Source organism: Larkinella arboricola (genome assembly GCF_003259745.1).
Taxonomy (GTDB): domain Bacteria; phylum Bacteroidota; class Bacteroidia; order Cytophagales; family Spirosomataceae; genus Larkinella; species Larkinella arboricola.
The window spans coordinates 611,880-630,936 of record NZ_QLMC01000003.1 but is presented as its reverse complement, the minus strand read 5'-3'; the positions used below and the strand labels follow the sequence as shown (position 1 = coordinate 630,936).

General features: G+C 50.7%; 20 protein-coding genes. 11 read left to right on the top strand and 9 right to left on the bottom strand.

The window, feature by feature from the left end; translation table 11 throughout:
• Positions 1-79: 79 nt before the first annotated feature.
• The 3 genes from purD to LX87_RS13985 all read left to right on the top strand — a co-directional run bounded on the left by purD (position 80) and on the right by LX87_RS13985 (position 3,740).
• Positions 80-1,369 (top strand): phosphoribosylamine--glycine ligase, encoded by a 1,290-nt coding sequence (gene purD, locus LX87_RS13995; protein ID WP_111628850.1) that lies wholly within the window; start codon positions 80-82, stop codon positions 1,367-1,369.
• 216 nt (positions 1,370-1,585) lie between these two features.
• Positions 1,586-2,137, top strand: a complete 552-nt coding sequence (locus tag LX87_RS13990) for a lipocalin family protein (protein WP_111628849.1) — start codon at positions 1,586-1,588, stop codon at positions 2,135-2,137.
• A gap of 379 nt (positions 2,138-2,516) precedes the next feature.
• Entirely contained in the window at positions 2,517-3,740 is a 1,224-nt protein-coding gene (locus tag LX87_RS13985; RefSeq protein ID WP_111628848.1) for a PSP1 domain-containing protein, read from the top strand.
• Between the two features lie 58 nt (positions 3,741-3,798).
• Here the strand turns inward: LX87_RS13985 and LX87_RS13980 are convergent, their stop codons facing one another.
• Both LX87_RS13980 and LX87_RS13975 read right to left on the bottom strand, forming a co-directional pair.
• Positions 3,799-4,098, bottom strand: a complete 300-nt coding sequence (locus LX87_RS13980; protein ID WP_111628847.1) for a Dabb family protein — start codon at positions 4,096-4,098, stop codon at positions 3,799-3,801.
• Positions 4,099-4,157: 59 nt separating this feature from the next.
• The gene (locus LX87_RS13975; RefSeq protein ID WP_111628846.1) at positions 4,158-4,877 is read right to left on the bottom strand and encodes an RluA family pseudouridine synthase; all 720 of its coding nucleotides are present in this window, start codon (positions 4,875-4,877) and stop codon (positions 4,158-4,160) included.
• A 221-nt stretch (positions 4,878-5,098) separates the two neighbouring features.
• On the opposite strand from LX87_RS13975, the gene LX87_RS13970 reads away from it, so the two are divergent.
• On the top strand, positions 5,099-5,617 hold the full coding sequence (locus LX87_RS13970; RefSeq protein WP_229310657.1) for a DNA-3-methyladenine glycosylase I: 519 nt from the start codon (positions 5,099-5,101) through the stop codon (positions 5,615-5,617).
• 10 nt (positions 5,618-5,627) lie between these two features.
• Here LX87_RS13970 and LX87_RS13965 read toward each other — a convergent pair whose 3' ends face one another.
• The 3 genes from LX87_RS13965 to LX87_RS13955 form a co-directional block, all read right to left on the bottom strand.
• A complete protein-coding gene (locus tag LX87_RS13965; protein WP_111628844.1) occupies positions 5,628-6,662 on the bottom strand; it encodes a sensor histidine kinase in 1,035 nt (344 codons plus the stop codon).
• Between the two features lie 18 nt (positions 6,663-6,680).
• A complete protein-coding gene (locus tag LX87_RS13960) occupies positions 6,681-7,385 on the bottom strand; it encodes a response regulator transcription factor (RefSeq protein ID WP_111628843.1) in 705 nt (234 codons plus the stop codon).
• 225 nt (positions 7,386-7,610) lie between these two features.
• A complete protein-coding gene (locus tag LX87_RS13955) occupies positions 7,611-8,456 on the bottom strand; it encodes an SdiA-regulated domain-containing protein (protein ID WP_111628842.1) in 846 nt (281 codons plus the stop codon).
• 75 nt (positions 8,457-8,531) lie between these two features.
• On the opposite strand from LX87_RS13955, the gene LX87_RS13950 reads away from it, so the two are divergent.
• Positions 8,532-9,668, top strand: a complete 1,137-nt coding sequence (locus LX87_RS13950; protein WP_111628841.1) for an AI-2E family transporter — start codon at positions 8,532-8,534, stop codon at positions 9,666-9,668.
• A gap of 29 nt (positions 9,669-9,697) precedes the next feature.
• On the opposite strand, the gene LX87_RS13945 is transcribed toward LX87_RS13950, so the two are convergent.
• Both LX87_RS13945 and LX87_RS13940 read right to left on the bottom strand, forming a co-directional pair.
• The gene (locus tag LX87_RS13945) at positions 9,698-10,327 is read right to left on the bottom strand and encodes an LON peptidase substrate-binding domain-containing protein (protein ID WP_111628840.1); all 630 of its coding nucleotides are present in this window, start codon (positions 10,325-10,327) and stop codon (positions 9,698-9,700) included.
• A 1-nt stretch (position 10,328) separates the two neighbouring features.
• Positions 10,329-10,802, bottom strand: a complete 474-nt coding sequence (locus LX87_RS13940) for a gliding motility lipoprotein GldH (protein WP_111628839.1) — start codon at positions 10,800-10,802, stop codon at positions 10,329-10,331.
• A 186-nt stretch (positions 10,803-10,988) separates the two neighbouring features.
• Here LX87_RS13940 and LX87_RS13935 point away from each other — a divergent pair, with 186 nt between their 5' ends.
• From LX87_RS13935 to LX87_RS13915, 5 genes are all read left to right on the top strand, one after another.
• Positions 10,989-11,351 (top strand): BlaI/MecI/CopY family transcriptional regulator, encoded by a 363-nt coding sequence (locus LX87_RS13935; RefSeq protein WP_111628838.1) that lies wholly within the window; start codon positions 10,989-10,991, stop codon positions 11,349-11,351.
• A gap of 2 nt (positions 11,352-11,353) precedes the next feature.
• A complete protein-coding gene (locus LX87_RS13930) occupies positions 11,354-13,057 on the top strand; it encodes a M56 family metallopeptidase (protein ID WP_111628837.1) in 1,704 nt (567 codons plus the stop codon).
• 25 nt (positions 13,058-13,082) lie between these two features.
• The gene (locus tag LX87_RS13925) at positions 13,083-14,186 is read left to right on the top strand and encodes a hypothetical protein (protein WP_111628836.1); all 1,104 of its coding nucleotides are present in this window, start codon (positions 13,083-13,085) and stop codon (positions 14,184-14,186) included.
• Positions 14,183-15,154 (top strand): hypothetical protein, encoded by a 972-nt coding sequence (locus tag LX87_RS13920; RefSeq protein ID WP_229310656.1) that lies wholly within the window; start codon positions 14,183-14,185, stop codon positions 15,152-15,154. The genes LX87_RS13925 and LX87_RS13920 overlap by 4 nt, the downstream gene beginning before the upstream one ends.
• A 179-nt stretch (positions 15,155-15,333) precedes the next feature.
• On the top strand, positions 15,334-15,966 hold the full coding sequence (locus LX87_RS13915) for an SGNH/GDSL hydrolase family protein (RefSeq protein ID WP_111629203.1): 633 nt from the start codon (positions 15,334-15,336) through the stop codon (positions 15,964-15,966).
• A 1-nt stretch (position 15,967) separates the two neighbouring features.
• On the opposite strand, the gene LX87_RS13910 is transcribed toward LX87_RS13915, so the two are convergent.
• Complete coding sequence (locus tag LX87_RS13910; RefSeq protein ID WP_229310655.1) at positions 15,968-16,912, bottom strand: toxin-antitoxin system YwqK family antitoxin; 945 nt, start codon at positions 16,910-16,912, stop codon at positions 15,968-15,970.
• Positions 16,913-17,026: 114 nt separating this feature from the next.
• Between LX87_RS13910 and fcl the strand changes: the two genes are divergently transcribed.
• Positions 17,027-17,968, top strand: coding sequence for a GDP-L-fucose synthase (fcl, locus tag LX87_RS13905; protein WP_111628835.1), 942 nt, complete (start codon positions 17,027-17,029; stop codon positions 17,966-17,968).
• Between the two features lie 107 nt (positions 17,969-18,075).
• On the opposite strand, the gene LX87_RS13900 is transcribed toward fcl, so the two are convergent.
• The gene (locus LX87_RS13900) at positions 18,076-18,711 is read right to left on the bottom strand and encodes an acetyltransferase (protein ID WP_111628834.1); all 636 of its coding nucleotides are present in this window, start codon (positions 18,709-18,711) and stop codon (positions 18,076-18,078) included.
• Positions 18,712-19,057: the final 346 nt, after the last annotated feature.

The following is a 19,057-nucleotide window of genomic DNA, read 5'->3' as shown; positions in this document are numbered from 1 at the left end:
GAGTGAAAGGAGAAGAAGCAGGAGTTGCGACGAAATGACTCTTGCTTCTTTACGCTTCACTCTTGATTCTTAACTCATAATGAATATACTCATTCTTGGTTCGGGCGGTAGGGAACATGCATTTGCCTGGAAAATAGCACAGAGTCCGCTATGTCACAAGCTGTTTGTTGCCCCCGGTAATGCCGGAACTGCCCTGATTGCAACGAATCTGCCAATTTCCTTTAACGATACGGAAGCCATTGCGCTGGCTGTTCAGGAACAAAAAATCGACTTGCTGATTGTAGGGCCGGAAGAACCGCTGGTGAAAGGGCTGGTTGATAAACTCCGGCTCCGGAAAGAACTGGCGAACTTACGGATTGTCGGACCCGATCAGCGGGGCGCTCAACTCGAAGGCAGCAAGGATTTTTCCAAGCAGTTTATGCAGCGGTACGGTATTCCAACCGCATCCTCACGAACTTTTACGGCCGAAACGCTGGAAGAAGGGCTTACGTACCTGGAAAGTCATTCCCTGCCTATCGTTTTAAAAGCCGATGGACTGGCCGCCGGAAAAGGGGTTATCATTTCCGAAAACGTCGCCGAGGCCAAGACCGTCCTGAACGATATGCTGGCCGGTGGCCGGTTTGGCGAAGCGGGTCATAAAGTGGTGATTGAGCAATTCCTGCGGGGAATTGAATTGTCGGTATTCGTGCTGACGGATGGCGTCAACTACAAAATTCTGCCCGAAGCCAAAGATTACAAGCGGATCGGCGAGGAGGATACCGGGCCGAATACCGGCGGTATGGGGGCGGTTTCGCCTGTCAAGTTTGCCACCAGCAAATTTTTGCAGAAAGTCGAGGAAAAGATTGTTAAGCCAACACTGGCGGGTTTGCAGCAGGAAGGCATTCGTTATCAGGGCTTTATTTTCGTAGGACTGATTAATGTCAAGGAAGAACCCTACGTCATTGAGTACAATGCGCGGATGGGCGACCCCGAAACGGAAGTGGTTCTTCCCCGGATTCAGACTGATTTTGTTGAATTAATGATTGCAACCGCCGATGGGGAACTGGATAAAGTTCAGTTGCAGGTTTCTCCTCAAACGGCTGTAACAACCGTTGTGGTGTCGGGTGGTTATCCTGATGCCTACGAGAAAGGAAAGTCTATTACGGAACTGGCAACGCTGGAGGACGTAACGGCCTTCCACGCGGGAACCAAACCGGGTTTTAATGGGCACGTATTGACCGACGGTGGCCGGGTACTGGCCTTAACGGCATTGGCTAATTCACTCGAAAATGCCGTCATGAAGTCGCAGAAAGCGGCCCGGGCGGTACAGTTTGAGGGCAAATATTACCGAAAGGATATCGGGCTGGACCTGCTCCGGTACCCGGATTGAAAAAGCTTTACGCTATTCTAAACCGCCCTACTAAGGGCGGTTTTTTTTGTTTATAATCAATCGGTTATGGTGAACTTTTATTGGTATAATTACTCATGTTGTAACTAAATAGTACTCCGATTAATAACTTATACTTACTCTATTTTTAGTAAATAATAATCCCGTGTAGATTTGAAATCTCTTTTAATTTATTAATTATCTTCTGTTCATTTTTTTATGAAAATTAACCACTACCTCATTCTTGTTACGCTGAGTGTTGCAACGCTGTTCGGCTGTTCTAAATCCAAAGATGATGTAAAGCCGGAGACGACGAGTCTGCTAACCCGTAAATGGTCTTTTAGTGAAGTTAGCGTTAAAACGAACGCGAAGACTTATGCAATCCCACCTTCTGATGAAGCCTCCTTTTTTGGTGAAGACAACACCATAACTTTCAATACGAATAATACATATTCTACCGTAGAAGATGGAAAAGTTATTGAGGCTGGCACGTGGAAGTTATCAGGGGATGGCAAAACGTTGACGTTGATTGACATTGATAAGACCACAACTGATATGACGGTAAATACTCTTTCTGATACGGCTATTGAGCTAGCGACCAGAAACGTAGACGTTACAAAAGCAAATCACTCGGACGAAGAATTGAATATTGCCTTTGTTGCTGGTATGCTGTTGTATGTGATTGACTTGGATAACGGTGGTACGGTTGATTTCAGTAAAGAGCCGGAGCCTAAATCCTATCAGGTGTTGCTCAAAGGAAAGGCCCTGTAAGGAATTGAGTACAGCATGCCGGGTTCGAAAACCCGGCATTTTTTATGATATGGACCTATTTTCTGGCAGGATTGTGTTGATTCGTAAAGCAGAAAACCAGAGCTTGAATGAAAGGGTGCAATTAGTTGTGCCCTTTTTTTATTAATTTAGGGTAAGAATTATCTTTTGGCCGTTGCTATCTACGCTAACGGTTTTATAATTGTTCATTCCCGAACCAGGATCTATATGAAATGTGATCCGGAATCGGGCTCAGACAGAGTTGAGAAATAAGAATTAAGAGTTTATAAAATAAGGTTTGCTGTTGCTTTTATTCAAACAGGTAGTGACCGGTTATAACTCTTAACTCCTACCTCTTGACTCTTAACTATATATAAGAGTTATGGGATGCAAATCATGCACGACCGGTGGCTGCGGTACGAAAAATGCAGCCGGAGCCGTGAAAGGGTGTAAAAATAACGGGGCCTGTGGCACCGGCGGTTGTAATAAAATGAATGTTTTCGACTGGCTGAGTAATATGGAGACGCCCTCCACCCGCCGGTACGACGCAGCCGTAGAAGTAAAATTTAAAGGAGGGCGCAAGGAATATTTCCGGAATCCGCATCAACTCGACCTGACGACCGGTGATTTCGTGGTTTGCGAAATGCAGACGGGGTACCACATCGGTTGTGTGTCGCTACAGGGCGAACTGGTCCGGTTGCAGATGCTGAAAAAAAATATTCCTTTTTCCGACGATCTGAAGGTGATTCACCGGATTGCTTCGCAGAAGGATATGGAAAAGCACGAGCAGGCCATCGCCCGCGATCTGACAACCATGTACCGCACCCGCGAAGTCGTGAAGGAACTGAAGCTTAACATGAAGTTGTCGGATGTGGAATATCAGTCGGATAACACGAAAGCGACGTTCTACTACTCCTCCGATGAGCGGGTTGACTTTCGGGAGTTGATCAAAATTCTGGCGGCTGAGTTTAAAATCCGGGTTGAAATGCGGCAGATCAGTCTGCGGCAGGAAGCCGGGCGTCTGGGCGGTATCGGCTCCTGTGGCCGCGAACTCTGCTGCTCAACCTGGCTGACCGACTTCAAAAACATTACGACCTCGGCGGCCCGGTATCAGAACCTGTCGCTGAACCCCAGCAAGCTATCCGGCCAGTGCGGACGGTTGAAGTGCTGTCTGAACTATGAACTGGAAACGTATGTAGATGCGTTACGCGATATTCCGCAGGTCGAAAAACCGCTGGAAACCCAGAAGGGTCGGGCGTCGCTCCAGAAAACCGATATTTTCCGCCGGATCATGTGGTTCGGTTACAGCACCGAAAGCACCTGGTATCCGCTGCCCGTTGAGCGCGTCATGCAGATTCAGGAGTTGAACAAAAAAGGGATCATACCCGAATCGTTCGACTTGCTGGAACCGGTAGCTGAGAAGAAAGAAGGCGCCAAAGGACTTACCTCTCTGAACAGCGATCTGGAAAAACTGGACAAAAAATTCAGCGACCGCAGCGATCGGAAGAAAAAACGGAAAAAGAAAAAACCGGCAGGTCCGGGCGCAGGGCCAGCCGCTGCTCCGGCGGCTTCGAACGGTCGTCCCGAGAAAGGGAAAGCTTCCTGATTAATAAACAACAAAACCCGGTCGTAAGGCCGGGTTTTGTTGTTTGTAGCAACGGCTTTTATTCCACCGCATCGTATACCTGCACGCGTTGCCAGTACCGGGAGCAGTTTTCCACAAACTTTTCGTGGATGGGGTCTACCTGGTAGGCATCGTGGGCGGCTTTATCGCGGAAAACGTACGTCAGCGACCAGTCGTAGGAATGATCGATCACCGGACGGCGGGTATCGGCGGGTTTGCCAATGTACAGGGCTTCAAAATGCGTGATGCCTTTGAGCGTTTCAAGACCGGCGCGCAGGGCCTGACGATCTTCGTCGCTGCCGGGGTTAGTAAGCCAGAAAAAAACGGTATGAACAAACATACGTGTCGTCGCGACCGGTTCGCCGGTACGGTTTTAGTGAACGGGTTTGAGCCTGAAAACTAACTATTTTTCTCCAACTGCTTCACCAATACGTCGAAATCTTTCGGATAGGGCGCTTCAAAAACCGTTCGTTCGCCGTTCAGCAGGTCGAATGTCAGGGAGCGGGCGTGCAGGGCCACGCGCTGAATCAGCGATTGCTCTTCGGTATCTTTTTTCAGATTGAATTTTCGCTTCAGTTCCGACAGAAAAACCGGTTTGCCGCCGTAGGTCGGATCGTTGGCGATGGGCGCTTTCAGGCACATCAAATGCACCCGAATCTGGTGCATCCGGCCCGTAATCGGAATGCATTCCACGAGTGTATGCAGCCGAAACACCTGCAAGGTGTTGAAAATGGTTTCGGCGTCTTTTCCTTTCTGCCGGTCGATTTTTACGGCGGTTCCGTCTTTGACGGGCGAAATGGGCAGATACACCGAAATTCCCTCGAAATCGTGTACACCGTCTACCACGGCATGATACCGTTTGGTCACTTCGCGGTGCTCAAACTGCATAGCCAGGTGCCGGTAAGCCGCCGGGTTTTTCGCAATAGCCAGAGCCCCCGAAGTCCCTTTGTCGAGCCGGTGACCAAGCTGGGCATCAGGATGATACGCTTTGGCCATCCGTAAGATACTCTGCGTTCTGTCGGCGCTTCGTTCGTCGAGGGAGGCAATGTTGGGCGGCTTATTAATTAAGATATAGTCGTCGTCCTCAAAAATAATCAGGTCTTCAAAATTCAGCTTCATAGTACAAATGTCCTGTATAACAGAATGCTATCCAAACCGAAAAAATTCCCTGTGCATAAACTCGCTGGTGTCTTTACGGTCTGGACCATCCTACTCAAAATCGCCTGAAGGCTCCAGCACGAACTTTGCGCAGCTATTGACGGTTTTCAACGCACTGATGCTATCGTCAGTACACACTCCGTTACTCCACCGCTATGTCTTACTGCCGCGCTATTGAAACCATGACGGCTGAACGAAAGGCCCTGCACCAGGCCTATCACGATTATCACTACGGTTTTCCGATCCACGACGACAACGAACTGTTTGCCCGGCTGGTACTGGAAATCAATCAGGCCGGTTTGAGCTGGGAAACCATTCTCAAAAAGGAAGCCGGTTTCCGGAAAGCGTACGACAACTTCGATGTGCAAAAAATAGCGGCTTATACCGACGCCGACCGGGCGCGTTTGATGGCCGATGCCGGAATCATTCGCAACCGGCTCAAAATCAATGCCGCTATCGAAAATGCCAGAACCATCCAGAAACTACAGCAGGAATACGGTTCATTTGAGAAATGGCTCGAACGGCATCATCCCAAAACCAAAGCAGAATGGGTGAAACTGTTTAAAAAGACGTTCCGTTTTACCGGGGGCGAGATCGTGAATGAGTTTTTAATGAGCATCGGTTACCTCCCGGGCGCACACTCGGCGGAGTGTCGGGTTTACCCAAAAGTGCTGGAGGCTAAACCGTTATGGGACAATTAAAAATGAGTAGTTAATCTGCTTTGTCTAACTTGAAGCTGAAGCTTGTTCCTTTGTCCAGTTTGCTCATGACGGTAATTTTGGACTTATGAGCGTTCAGGATGTGTTTCACAATGGCGAGGCCCAGGCCCGTACCGCCCCGCTCTTTGGAACGGCTTTTGTCGACGCGGTAAAACCGTTCGAAGATGCGGTTGAGGTGTTCAGGCGGAATGCCGGGGCCATTGTCGCGCACCTGAACGGCATATTGCTTTTTCTCTTCCTCAAAGCTGACCTGCACCTTGCCGCCCTCGCTACCGTATTTAATGGCGTTTTCGATCAGGTTTGTCATCACCTGCGCAATGCGCTGGGGGTCCGCTTTAACCAGTACGGAACCCGGCGGATTGGCTTTGATTTTTAAGGAGGTTCGGCGGGTGTTGGCGGTATTTTCCAGTTGTTCAAATACTTCCAGCGTCATCTGATACAGATCGACGGTCCCGAAATTCATCTTGATTTCGCCCGTTTCCAGTTGCGACAGGGCCACGAGGTCTTTCACCAGCGCGTCCAGACCATCGAGACTTTTAGCGGCTTTGGACAGAAATTTATCCCGAACCTTCTCGTCGTCGATCGCCCCGTCGATCAGCGTATGAATAAAACCCTGCGCGGCAAAAACCGGCGTTTTGAGTTCGTGCGAAACATCGGCCAGAAATTCGCGTCGGAACTGTTCCAGCCGTCGGAGTTCTTCAATTTCTTTCTGTTTGCGGGCCACGTAGACAAAAATCTCGTCGTTGAGTTTCCGAAACGGGTTGTTGCTTTTGACGATGGTGCTGCGCGAAAACGAAAAATCCCGCATCCGGAGTTTGTGGATGGTCTTGTAGAGTTTGTTGACCTCGCGGAATACCAGAATTTCGATGGCAAACAGAATCAGGAAAAACGACGTGATGAGTGATGAAACCGCCACCACAAACAGCATACTGCGCGTAACGCCTTCGACAAAGGCCAGAAACGCAACCGTCAGGCCCGAAATCAGGCCAGCCAGCAGAAACGCGATGAGACGGGGGCTGAAAAACATGAAGTAAAGGTAAAATTCTTACCCCTCATTCGTAAACATATACCCGACACCTTTCAGGGTTTTGATGTAGTTCTCACCAATCTTTTCCCGTAGTTTCCGGATGTGGACATCAACCGTACGTTCGAGAACGTAGATGTCAACCCCCCAGATTTTTTGCAGCAATTCCTCCCGGCCAAACACTTTGTTCGGCGAGAGGGCCAGGAAAAACAGCAGTTCAAATTCTTTTTTGGGCAGAATAACGGTTTTGTCGCCGGTGGTAACGGTATAATTCTGGCGGTTGATAGTGAGTCCGCCGATTTCGATTTTAGTGCCCGGATCGGCTTTCTGGGCTTCGCGCCGGAAGAGGGCGTTAATGCGGCTCATCAGGGCGCGCGGTTTGATGGGCTTGGTAATATAGTCGTCGGCCCCGATCTCGAAAGCCGCTACTTCGGAATACTCTTCCGATCGGGCGGTCAGGTAGAGAATATAGGTTTGCCGTAAATCGGGCATGGTACGAAGCTGGCGGCCTGTTTCAATACCGTCCAGTTGCGGCATCATGATGTCCAGCAGCACCAGTTCGGGAACAAACGTGCGGGCCGTTTCGAGGGCTTTGCGACCATCGGGGGCGGTACGAACGTCGTAGCCTTCTTTTTCCAGGTTGTATTGCAGCATCTCGACAATATCCGGATCGTCATCCACGACCAGTACCCGGTGTAGTTGTTGCGATGTTTTGGTAGCACTCATTCGGCAAGTATGTTGATGGAATTTACATCCGAAGTTACGCGCTGTGTCAGCAATTTTACGAAGGTAACTGCATTGTTAACAAAACCTTAACATAAAATAACGGTATTGCGTACGCCTTGGAGCGTTGAGGTAAGGCCGCCAAACGATAATCTCTCTTTGGGTTCATTTTGTTCATCTGACACGGGAACTGGGCATACGGCTTCGTAGAGGGTAGGGGCCTTGCCGTCATTTTCGCCGGATCAAAAACATCTTCCCCTTTTCGTTGGTCATCACCATATCCGTGTTGCTAACAAAGCTGATACCTTCGGTTTGCCCGCGCGGAATCCGCAGGCAGCGCGTTGGGTGCCGGAAGTCGATTTGCTGGTTTTCCTGCTCGAACAGAAAGATTTTGCCGTAGGTTAATACCGCCAGCGTCCGCCCGTCGGGACTCAGGGCTGCATCCGTCACCATGCTTTTCAGAAAAACGCTGTCTACGGGCAATACCGCATAATGACCAGCCCGGGCGGGCATTCTATACAGGTTGACAAACCGCCGGGGCTGCGAACGGTTTTTAGAGATCAGATAAAGGCTATCTTTGGCGAAAACCAGCGCTTCACTGTCAAAATTACGCGTATCTTTCGTGGCCGGAAAATGCTGCTGGTTGGCGTACTGAAACGTTATTGCCTGAAATTGGTTAGGTACTTTGGGGTCAATCCGGTAAATGTTGAGTTGAGTTTGCGCGTTAGCGTTGTTACCAATGTCGCCGATGAATAAAGCCGTCGAATCCTGACTCGTGAGGGCTTCCCAATCCCGGTTTTTCAGGTAGGGTAATGCCATCGAATCAACGAGTGAACCATCGCGGGCCACTTCGTAGAGCGTGGGCCGGCCTCCGCTGTCGTTGTGCGTCCAGAACGTGTTGCGATCAGCACGGTAAACCAGGCCCGAGCTTTCGTTGACCACCGCAGCCAGCCGCCCAACCCGCGAAACCGTGTACTGAGCTCGCCCGCTCCGAAAACCACTGCGTTTGTTCTCGGTCTGGCAGGAGCAGAAGGCAACTTTGAGGGAAAATAAAAAGAGTAAAAAAGAGGTCATTGTATACGCTGTAAATTAAGAAGACCGGTCCGGAAGCATTTATTTCTCCCGTCTATCTTCCCATTTCTCAAAAATATGGAAAACAAACAAGCCGAAGTAAATCTTCCTTCTTACGTCCGGTTGGCCTGTATCCTGATTATAACAACGATTCTGGTCTACTGGCTATCGGCTATTCAGGAATTGTTGGTTCCCCTGGTTTTTTCGGTGCTGTTTGCCATGATTCTGTATCCGATCAACCACCGGCTGGAGCGCTGGGGTGTGCCGCGCGTACCGGCTATTCTGGTTTGCCTGGTCATTGTGATTGGCTTTTTATACCTGCTTTTTTACCTGATTTCGCTGCAAATAGCCAGTTTTACGCAGGAAGCGCCCAAGCTCATCGAACGCGGCAACGAGATACTGGACCGCCTTCAGACGTTTGGCGAAGACCGGTTTCACATTAAAAGGTCCGAGATCACGAAAGAAGCCAAAAACTACTTCAATAACCTGATTCGGGAAAGCGGTTCTTTCCTGACCTCAACGCTGCTGGCTACGACCAACACGCTGTCTACTATCTCCATCGTTCCGCTGTACATCTTCTTTCTGATGCTGTACCGCGATTTCTTCCGGTCTTTTTTCTATAAAGTGTTCAACACCACGAAGCGGGCGAAAATTGATGTGGTATTTGGCCGGATTTATACCGTCGTGAAAGATTATCTGGTCGGGCTGGTGCTGGTTATCAGCATCGTGGGGGTTCTGAATACCGTTGGTTTGCTGATTTTAGGAATTGATTATGCGGTATTTTTCGGCTTTCTGGGTGCGTTTATGATTCTGATTCCGTACATCGGTATTCTGATCGGGTCGTTGCTGCCGGCGTTGTTTACCCTCCTGACCAACGACAATCCCCTGATCGCCCTGGGCGTTATCGGCGTTTTCTCGTTCGTGCAGATTCTGGAAGGAAATTTTATTACCCCCTACATCGTCGGGTCCAAAGTAAGTATCAATCCGCTGGCGGCCATCATTGTCCTGTTACTCTGGGGGCAGTTGTGGGGCGTCACGGGGTTGATTCTGGCCCTGCCCATGACGGCTATTCTGAAGGTAATTTTCGACGCCATAGAACCGCTCAAGCCCTACGGTTTCCTGCTGGGTGAAGCCGAGCGCCAGAAAACCAGACCGCTGAATGTGAAGGATATTACGGACAAAATACCGAAGAAGGTGAAAGATCTGGTGGACTAGCAAAAAAGAGGAAAAGCTCCATCTGGAAATTAAAACTTCAACGGATCGAGGTTTTTGAAGTGGCCGTTCATCTTGATCCGGTCTTTGGTGCGTTCCATCTCCGACACCACCGGCAATACCCGGTCGAGGTGACGAATCAGAAACCGCTGGCGTTCGTTTTCGTGCTCCAGGGTCAGTAGTTTGTATTCATCTTCCACCGACAACCCAATTTTGTGGGCAACCCGGAACGATAGCAGGGGTGTTGTTCTGTCGATCTCTGATTTAACGTCAAGCAGCCGATACAGTTGCGTTAGTTTGCCCACCAGTTCGTCGAGGTCGTCGCCCATTTCGGGTTCGCTCTCAACGGCTTCTACCAGGCCGCCCGCATACAGTTTTCCGGGAGCCGGGTTTTCAAACGTGGCAATCCGGAAAATACGGGTCCCGATCGTTTTAATGTCCATCCGGCCATCGTCGTAGCGTTTGTGCAGCGCCAGTACGCGCATCTCCGTGCCAAAACCGGGCAGTTTGTTGTTGATGAACGCCGGAATGCCAAAGGTATTTCCGGTTTCCAGACACTCGCTGATCAATTGCCGGTACCGCTCTTCAAAGATGTGCAGGTTAAGTTCTTCGTGGGGATATACCACGAGATTCAGCGGGAAGAGAGGCAGATAAATTTCCATGCTACAGATCTTTTTCGACCGTCACGCCCACGCCGTAAATTTCCGGCAGGGGGTTCTGGCGCATGTATTGACGCAATCGTATGGTGTATTTTCCGCTCTTGGGAAAGCGGTATTTTTTCATCATGCTAATCCGGTGATCGAATAGGTCGCCCAAACCGTCGCCGAGTGGTTTGCCCGTTTTGGGGTCAAGCAGCGTCAGTTCATCCTGCTTCGATTCCAGCACTGTCCCGGCGCTATCCAGCAGGTAACGGCGGATGTACAGGTTGTAGTAGGGATACGAAACGGTATTGCGGATGTTGTAGTACACCGAATAGGTAACGGTGGTGTCTTCAATTTCAAACGTAAACTCGGGCGCATTCTTGATGTACCACCTGCCGTCTTTGATGTCGTCAATTCCTTTGTAAATGGCCTTTTCATCGCAGCTTACGAGCAGCCACCATAATCCGGCCAGCATTCCTACCTGTAATTTCTTCATTGATCCCGTGGTCTTCCTACAAAACTACGACCGTTATCATAAGTTTCAAACGAAACGCACCGGGGTTCACTACGATAAAAAACTACAAAAATAGTTTGCAAACTAGTCAAATCGTTTTATATTCGTTAAAATGTCATCCGGAGTCCCGTCCGGCAACCTGAAATATGTTAACCTATAACTGGCACAATGGAAAAGCTAACTGCGAAAGAAGAAGAAATCATGCAGGTGCTGTGGAAAGTGGAGCAGTCTTTTGTTAAAGACATGCTACCGTATTTCACCGATCCCCCGCTGCATTACAATACCGTTTCGACGATTATCCGCAACCTGGAAGAAAAAGGCTACGTAGGCCATCAGGCGTACGGCAATACGCACCAATACTATCCGATCATCAGTAAAGAGGACTATCAGAACCGCTTCGTGCTGAAAAAAGTGGTGTCCGATTATTTCGATGACTCCTACAAAAACCTGGTGAGCTATTTTGCCAAAAAGGATAAAATTTCGGTGGATGAGCTGAAAGAAATCATTACGATGATCGAGAAGGGGCAATAGCCATGAGCCTGTTGATTTACCTCCTGCAAGCGGGCCTGATTCTGGCGGTGCTGACGCTTTGTTATCGGTTATTGCTCCGTCGGGCCACCTGGTTCGCCCTGAATCGGTATTTGCTCGCGCTGAACGTGGCCCTGGCCCTGGTGCTGCCGCTGGTTGAATTGCCCGACTTCCGGCCCGAACCCGTCCGGCATCTGGTGCAGCAAACCGTTCCGAATCTGCGGGTGCTGGACTGGTCGCGGCTTAAATCGAAATCATCCGTTGCTGAGCGTCAACCGGTCCAGCCGTCAACGGCCAGTGCATCGGCGACGGTTCAGCCGGAGAGCGCATCCGTCAACTGGCGGCAACTGGTGTTATGGCTCTATCTGGCAGGGGTAATCTTTCTGGCCGGGCGGCTTCTGGTTCAACTGGGGTCGCTCGGCCATTTAATTTTTCGATCGGAACGGTTCCGTGAAACGGACGTCTGCTTGGTTGTCAACAAAAATGTTAGCGCACCCTTTTCGTTTTTTCACTGGGTGGTTCTCAATCCGGCCCTGTACGAGCCGGACGAATTCGATCAGATCATGCTCCACGAGCGGGTTCATTGCCGCCAGTGGCACAGTCTGGATATACTGATCGCCGAACTGCTGCGGATTACGTTCTGGTTCAACCCGTTTGCCTGGTGGCATCAGCGGCTGGTGCAGGAGAACCTCGAATATCTGGTTGACCGGGAGGTGCTGGAGGAAGGTGTTGAAAAAAAAGCCTATCAGTATTACCTGCTGAAAGCCAGCCTCTCCACGGATGTTCCGATTCGGCCCGCCAGCAATTCGTTTAATCAGCAGCAGTTAAAAAGCCGGATCAGGATGATGAACCGGCCTCCGGCCAAAACAAGCGGTTGGTCCTACCTCTTTTTTGGCTGCGTTATTTTATTTTCCTGTACCGCCTTTATTGCTCCGAAAAACGTCTCCAAGTATGTGGTCTCCAATCAGCTTGGGGTGTTTGGTCTTATTACGGCGGCTACCCATTATCAGGATCTGGAAGTGATGCGGGCGGCTTTCGCTGAAAAGGGCATGACGATGCAGTACCAGGCCGATACGAATATGGCGGGTCTGATCGACTACATTTCCGTAGAGGTTAAACAGGGTACAAAGGTCGTGGCGCGGGCAATCCGGCAAATTCCGCCGTTTGTGCTAACCGCCCGCCAAACCCGGAAGGCGCAACCGCTGGTCGTGCAGACAAACCGTCAGGTGATGTTGCTGCCCGACACCCTGTATGCCTTATGGGAACACGAAAAACCGGTCATTGTCCTGAATGGCCGTCTGCTCAAATTACGGCCGGGCCAGCCGCTTGGTTTTGGCACACAGCCCGATTTCAAACGTAATTCCCTGACGGCTCAGGAAGCCGTGCGCCAGTTTGGTCAGGCCGGAAAATACGGTGCAACAATCATTGACGGAACCATTGTTGATGCCATCTTTTCGACTCAGCCGTCGGTGCTTGAAACCGGTCGTCAGCTCTGGAAGCAACAGCCGCTTACCGTACAGCAGCAGCGGACTATGACGTTTTTAATTGATGGCAAGCCCGGAACCTACGCGCAATTCCGGCAGGTACCGGTTGCGGATCGACTGGCCGTAGCGGTTTTTGACCGTAAAACGGCTGGTATTGTCAAACCGTCTTTTTCGACGGAAGCTCTGGTTGTTGTTACCACCAAACGCCAGTTGCTGGCGGAGTAAACCGTTTTTCCCTAAACCTACGGTCATGAAAAAGAAACCCGCCTTTTGGCATCGTCCGGAGCAATTTAGCTTTGTCAATCCTTTCGGACCCCGCTTTCTGAAAAACCGGATTCGGATGATGAATCAGACGGCCAGATACCGGCGGTCGTGGCCCGTCTACGTGTTTCTGCTAGCACTTGTCAGTCTGGTGACGACAATGGCCGCGGTGGTGAAACAGAAGAGAAAAACAGGGGCGCCCGTTGCCGCAAAACCCGTGGAAAAGCCAGTAATCACGCGCTCGGCAATTCCGAAAAAGGCCATGCCCGGCAAAGATCCCAAAACCGTCGAAAAACCCGTTATAACGTTAATCGAAAGGCCGGCAACGGTTCCGGATTCCGTGCGTAATCTGGCCGGAGTAACGGTAACCGATATTGAGAAACAAAGCCGCTATGCTGTGCGGAAAGGCGACCGGATTTACTGGGTTATTACGCCCAAAATGTCGTTCAAGGAATTGGCGGAGTTGAAACAGATCATTGAAAATGATACGCGGTACACGTTTGATTTTACGGAGATTAAGTTCGATCCGTTCCAGTTATACATTGATGCCATCAAGGTGAATGTACACAAGGAAAAAGGAGGCTCAGGGTCAACGGATGAAGGCGATGAGAGCGATGAACCCATCAAGTCGATTGGCGGCTATTTATCCCGGACAGAACGGGGTGAGCTAGGAATTGGTGGTGTAAGTGGCGCGGATAATTTGGGGACCCCTTCGGCTTTAAAACAGGTTGCGGAAGAAGATGAAAAAGCCGTAGCCGGACTGATTGCCCAAAACCGGATGCGATACTTTATTTTAAAGAACGAACTGTCCGGGCCGGGTAGCAGCAGACAGATAATAGGCCAGTGGCTGCGCGATAATCCAGGCCGTCGGAATGAGGAACTGGGCGTTTTTATTAATACCGAAAACCGTCTCCAGCTCTACCAGCCGGAGAATGTGACTCTCCTGATTAACGGGCGGGAAATGAATACCAGTGAGGTCACCCAGGTTGATTCGAAGGAACTCCATACGGTTATTGTCAAAGACATTCAGGATGGGCCTTCCGGATCAGGTCGAAAAAAACGGTATGTCCAACTGTTTATGAATCAGCCATGAAACGCCATTCCCACCAGTATTCATTCACCAACCGCTTTGAATACACGGGCTTGAAAAACCGTATTCAAATGATGAATATGGAGTCGTCCGACGCGGGCTGGTGGCGCTATGCCCTGCTCTGGGTCCTGACCGTCATACTCGTGATGGCGTGCCAGAACTGGCAGGACCAGGAAGAGACGAAAACCGTGTACCAACGCAATTTCCCGATGATTAACCCAACCCGCGCGCTGGTCGATAAAATCGAAACCGGCGGGGCCTGGGGACGGCTGTTGAGCTTTTATCAAAAAAACGGTAAGGGTAAACCGGTATTTGCGTTAGAATTTGGCGATCCGTTGATTCTCCGTCTGAAAGGAGAGACCCTCAGCCTGGCCGAATCGTACCGCGATCAAACAACAATCTACCTGAACGGCAAAGAAGCCTCTATGGATCTGCTGGCCAAACTCCGGATGGATTACATCCAGGAACTGTTTGTGCTGCACGAGTTTGAAGGCATGGATTATAGCGATCCGAAACCGTACCGCCTTCTGATTCAGCTTAGTGGCAATGCGATGGAGGACGTGCCGGGCCGGTCGCAATTCGTCGCTCTGCTGGAAGCGGCCGCTATTACAGACCACCCACAGGGTGTTTCGCACACGTATACGATGAACACGCTGCTCGAAGCTACCTTTTTTGGCTACCGGGATGCCTTCGTCAAGCGAACGAAAAACCAGCACCTGAAGCTAATGGATGAGTTTGCGAAGGACATTGATGTTTTCATCAACGGTATTCAGGTTGACCCCAAGGACGTAGAAACCGTTCATGTGCGGGAAGTAGCCCGCCTGTACACCCACGAACGGCCGTACACGCTATGGCTGCGGAACGTTAAGCGCCAAAGTCGGTATGTGCTTTTTATTCAGACCGCACCCAAACGCGCCCAGCGCGACAGTAGTTATTACGTATTCAGTCCGTTCTACTCCGGCGATTTTTAACGTTTAATGCATAACGAGCCAACATAAAGACGACGTTTGATGTTTAGGTCCGTGATGTTTTTAATGAAAACGGTCGTTAACACGGTCTACGTAAACGGTTTCTCTTGCAAGGCTTCGTGAATCTCTTTTTGCTTGTTCTTCTCCTGGCCTGCGCCCGACCCGGTGCAGAGGACAACGGTATGGTAATCAATCCCGATGCTTCCGCCCATGCGCACACCTATCTCGCCTTGGGCGATTCATATACCATTGGTGAAAGCGTTCCAGCCCGTGACCGCTGGAGTGTGCAACTCGCCGAACTGCTCCGAAAAGAAGGCGTTGATGTGGCCGACCCCGACCTGATTGCCCGCACCGGCTGGACCACCAGCGAGTTGACGGAAGCCATTCAACGAAGCGGAAATCAGAAGACGTACGGTTTGGTGTCGTTGCTGATTGGCGTCAACAACCAATACCGCGGGCAGGATACCGGACGCTACCGGACCGAATTTCGGGATTTGTTACAAACGGCCATCCGGTTTGCCGCAGACGAGCCGGGGCGGGTTTTTGTCCTGTCGATTCCGGACTGGGGCATGACACCGTATGCCGCCAATTCCAGGCGTGATCGCCAGCAGATTGCCCGGGAAATTGATGCGTTTAACGCCGTCGCGCAGGAGGAATGTCAGAAAGCCGGTATTGTGTACATCGACATTACGCCAATCTCCCGCACGGCGGCTGGGGATGCCTCACAAATTGCCGAAGACGGTCTGCATTTTTCGGGGAAACAATACCGTCTCTGGGCAGAAAAAGCCCTGCCCGTGGTGAAGAAATTACTATAATTTACTGATCGTTGTCTTCGGCCAGTTCTTTTGCCTTGGGACGCTCGTAGGTGACTTTGCCTCTTTCGTCCCATTCGCTGATCACATACGGTTCAAATTCTTCGGTCCAGCGGTCGCGGGCATACTGGGTGATTTTCTTGCGCTGCCGACGGTATTGGTAGTATTCGGTCCAGCGGCCCACTTTTACCCCGTGGTCGTACTTGCCTTCGGCCGCGAGTTGGCCGCCTTCGTAGAAAGCCAGGTATTGTCCGTGTACTTGTCCGTACTCTTTGGGCAGCACTTCCTTCACTTTCGTGTGGGCCGAATCGTAGTAGGTGATTTCGGATTCAGCCGGGAAACCGCGGTTCCATTTTTGCTTATCGAGGAGCATGTAATTGGCGTCGTACTTCTCCCAGCGGCCATCTTTGGAGCCCAGATAATAGTACCCTTCTTCGAGCAGAATACCGTTCTGATACCGTTTATACGGCCCGTGCAGAATCATTACTTTTTCTTTATCCTTGATCAGCGACGACGAAACGCGCTGGGCCTTAGGGTCGAACCAGTAGGTTTCGCGGACGTAAGGATTGGGGTCGCGGTATTGCTTCAATACCGTAAATTTCTCAATAATGGTGCGGTCGCCACTGCCGAACTTGGTATACTGCTCCACAATCGGGATGCCTTCATACTCCGTCCGCAATAGCTTCTGTTTTTTCCGCCGTTCGGATTTATCTTTCTGGTCTTTCTTGAACTGTTTAACTTTCAGGCCCAGATCCGGCAAGGTTTCGCCCACCAGCGATTCGACCCCGGATGGTACCAACGAAGGACCGTTTTTATCGCCTTTCGCTGATTTTTCGGTAACGGGAGCTTGTGAGGTTGTAAAGGAGTTTTGCCCCGGCGAGGTAGTCGTCTGGGCCGTGCCCACCTGCCAGCTTACCAGCAATACCCCGATTAATGTGATTTGTTTCATGCAGCAGTAAAGTCGGCCTATGCGGCCCAGCCGTATAATCCTATAGTTAAACGCTTGTCGTCTCGTTTTATTTTGTCAAAAACCGTGCATAAATTCGTTTAAAAATAACGAATTGTGGAAAAAGACGCGAAAATATATGTTGCTGGCCATCGGGGTATGGTTGGGTCGGCTATTGTTCGAAAATTAAAGGCGGAAGGGTTTGAGAATCTGCTGGTTCGTAAGTCATCTGAACTGGATTTACGCAATCAGGCGGCTGTCGAAGACTTCTTTGCTACCGAAAAACCCGATTATGTTTTTCTGGCGGCTGCCAAAGTCGGTGGTATCGTGGCCAACAACACCTACCGGGCCGAATTTCTGTACGACAACCTGCTGATCGAAGCCAACATTATTCATCAGGCGTACCGAACGGGCGTTAAAAAACTCCTGTTTCTGGGGTCATCGTGTATTTATCCGAAACTGGCCCCGCAGCCGCTGAAGGAAGAATATCTGCTGAGCGGTTTTCTGGAAGCAACCAACGAACCGTACGCCATCGCCAAAATTACCGGCATCAAGCTGTGCGAATCGTACCGGCGCCAGTACGGCTGTAACTTTATTTCGGCCATGCCAACCAACCTGTACGGTCCGAACGACAATTACGATTTGCAGAGTTCGCACGTGCTGCCCGCCCTGATCCGGAAATTCCATGAGGCAAAAATGAACGACCAGCCTTCGGTAGAAGTGTGGGGAACGGGCTCACCGCGCCGGGAATTCCTGCACGCCAATGATCTGGCCGACGCCTGTTTTTTCCTGATGGAAAACTACAACGACGAGCTGTTTGTCAACATTGGTACGGGTGTCGACGTAACCATCCGCGAACTGGTCGATCAGGTGCGGCAGGTCGTGGGCTACGAAGGCGAAGTGCGCTGGAATACCGACAAACCCGACGGAACGCCCCGCAAACTCATGGACGTGTCGCGGCTGCACGCGATGGGCTGGCAACACCGCACCGAACTGAGAGACGGTCTGGAAATGACCTACCAGGATTTCCTGGCGAATGAGGAGTTGTATGTGGAATAAGCGTTGAAAAGTTATTTCGCGAAGTTGAGCGGAGATTTTTAGAGCGAAGCAGAGCCTCTGCGTAACTCTATGAACCTCCGCTTAACTCCGCGAAACTATCCGCTTCTTTATCCCACTTTCTGCGCCGGATTGCCAAACACCGTTGTTCCGGAGGCCACACTCTCGATCACGACCGAACCCGCCCCAATCCGGGCGTTCTTTCCAATGGTCACCCCGGCTACTACGGTTACGCCCGTACCAATGAAAGCGCCCTCTTCAACCGTCGCACCCGAGTTAATGAAGCTGCCCGTTCCGATGTGGACGTAATCGCCCAGTTTGGCCTGCGAATCAATGACCGCGCCCGACTGGATGATGCAATGCTGCCCGATTTCGGCAAACGGGTTTACCACCACCCGGGCCGCAATCAGGTTTCCGTGGCCGATGTTCGCCAGTGTTGAAACCGTGGCCGTGTCGTGAATGGCGTTGACAGGCTGAATATGCCGCCGGTCGTTCAGCATTTTGACCAGCTTTTTGCGGACACGCGTATCGTCCAGCGCCACGAACGCTTCGCATTTCTGACCGATGAGTTTCAGGAAACCGTCGTCGTCGGTTTCGCCGAGTACCGACACATCGCCGAATTCCTTGCCGTGTACGTTTTTATCGTCATCCAGCAGACCGTAGACGACCACGCCGTTTCGCTGAAAAATATCCAGCGCCGTAAGGCCCAGACTGCCTGCTCCAAAAATGAGAACCGGATTCTCCATGTTGCTTGAATTACTAGTATGGTATTGTTAACAAACCGCATAGCTGTCCGAAAAAGTTTGCAACGCGGTAAAATTGCGGAAACAGCGACCATCGTTAATGTGTCGTTCCGGACCTGAAACACACCACCCAGTTTCGACCAATTGTCATTTCGGATGTCTCTTTCGGAACGCGCGGTTTGAAGGCAAAAGAAGTAACGGATTTTTTGAAGTACTACACCTGGCAGAAATTAATTCGCAACGGCGCGGTTGGCGGCCCTATTTACTACCCGGCCATTCGGCAAACTGATTTACAGGAATTCGGGCGGCTCCCCAGTCGCCGGGCGCCCTGCTGGAAGATTACAACGGT

What these genes read in the sequence shown, in the direction of transcription:
- purD (WP_111628850.1), top strand. Translation starts at nt 80, where the DNA reads ATGAATATACTCATTCTTGGTTCGGGCGGTAGGGAACATGCATTTGCC.
- LX87_RS13990 (WP_111628849.1), top strand. Translation starts at nt 1,586, where the DNA reads ATGAAAATTAACCACTACCTCATTCTTGTTACGCTGAGTGTTGCAACG.
- LX87_RS13985 (WP_111628848.1), top strand. Translation starts at nt 2,517, where the DNA reads ATGGGATGCAAATCATGCACGACCGGTGGCTGCGGTACGAAAAATGCA.
- LX87_RS13980 (WP_111628847.1), bottom strand. Translation starts at nt 4,098, where the DNA reads ATGTTTGTTCATACCGTTTTTTTCTGGCTTACTAACCCCGGCAGCGAC.
- LX87_RS13975 (WP_111628846.1), bottom strand. Translation starts at nt 4,877, where the DNA reads ATGAAGCTGAATTTTGAAGACCTGATTATTTTTGAGGACGACGACTAT.
- LX87_RS13970 (WP_229310657.1), top strand. Translation starts at nt 5,099, where the DNA reads ATGACGGCTGAACGAAAGGCCCTGCACCAGGCCTATCACGATTATCAC.
- LX87_RS13965 (WP_111628844.1), bottom strand. Translation starts at nt 6,662, where the DNA reads ATGTTTTTCAGCCCCCGTCTCATCGCGTTTCTGCTGGCTGGCCTGATT.
- LX87_RS13960 (WP_111628843.1), bottom strand. Translation starts at nt 7,385, where the DNA reads ATGAGTGCTACCAAAACATCGCAACAACTACACCGGGTACTGGTCGTG.
- LX87_RS13955 (WP_111628842.1), bottom strand. Translation starts at nt 8,456, where the DNA reads ATGACCTCTTTTTTACTCTTTTTATTTTCCCTCAAAGTTGCCTTCTGC.
- LX87_RS13950 (WP_111628841.1), top strand. Translation starts at nt 8,532, where the DNA reads ATGGAAAACAAACAAGCCGAAGTAAATCTTCCTTCTTACGTCCGGTTG.
- LX87_RS13945 (WP_111628840.1), bottom strand. Translation starts at nt 10,327, where the DNA reads ATGGAAATTTATCTGCCTCTCTTCCCGCTGAATCTCGTGGTATATCCC.
- LX87_RS13940 (WP_111628839.1), bottom strand. Translation starts at nt 10,802, where the DNA reads ATGAAGAAATTACAGGTAGGAATGCTGGCCGGATTATGGTGGCTGCTC.
- LX87_RS13935 (WP_111628838.1), top strand. Translation starts at nt 10,989, where the DNA reads ATGGAAAAGCTAACTGCGAAAGAAGAAGAAATCATGCAGGTGCTGTGG.
- LX87_RS13930 (WP_111628837.1), top strand. Translation starts at nt 11,354, where the DNA reads ATGAGCCTGTTGATTTACCTCCTGCAAGCGGGCCTGATTCTGGCGGTG.
- LX87_RS13925 (WP_111628836.1), top strand. Translation starts at nt 13,083, where the DNA reads ATGAAAAAGAAACCCGCCTTTTGGCATCGTCCGGAGCAATTTAGCTTT.
- LX87_RS13920 (WP_229310656.1), top strand. Translation starts at nt 14,183, where the DNA reads ATGAAACGCCATTCCCACCAGTATTCATTCACCAACCGCTTTGAATAC.
- LX87_RS13915 (WP_111629203.1), top strand. Translation starts at nt 15,334, where the DNA reads ATGGTAATCAATCCCGATGCTTCCGCCCATGCGCACACCTATCTCGCC.
- LX87_RS13910 (WP_229310655.1), bottom strand. Translation starts at nt 16,912, where the DNA reads ATGAAACAAATCACATTAATCGGGGTATTGCTGGTAAGCTGGCAGGTG.
- LX87_RS13900 (WP_111628834.1), bottom strand. Translation starts at nt 18,711, where the DNA reads ATGGAGAATCCGGTTCTCATTTTTGGAGCAGGCAGTCTGGGCCTTACG.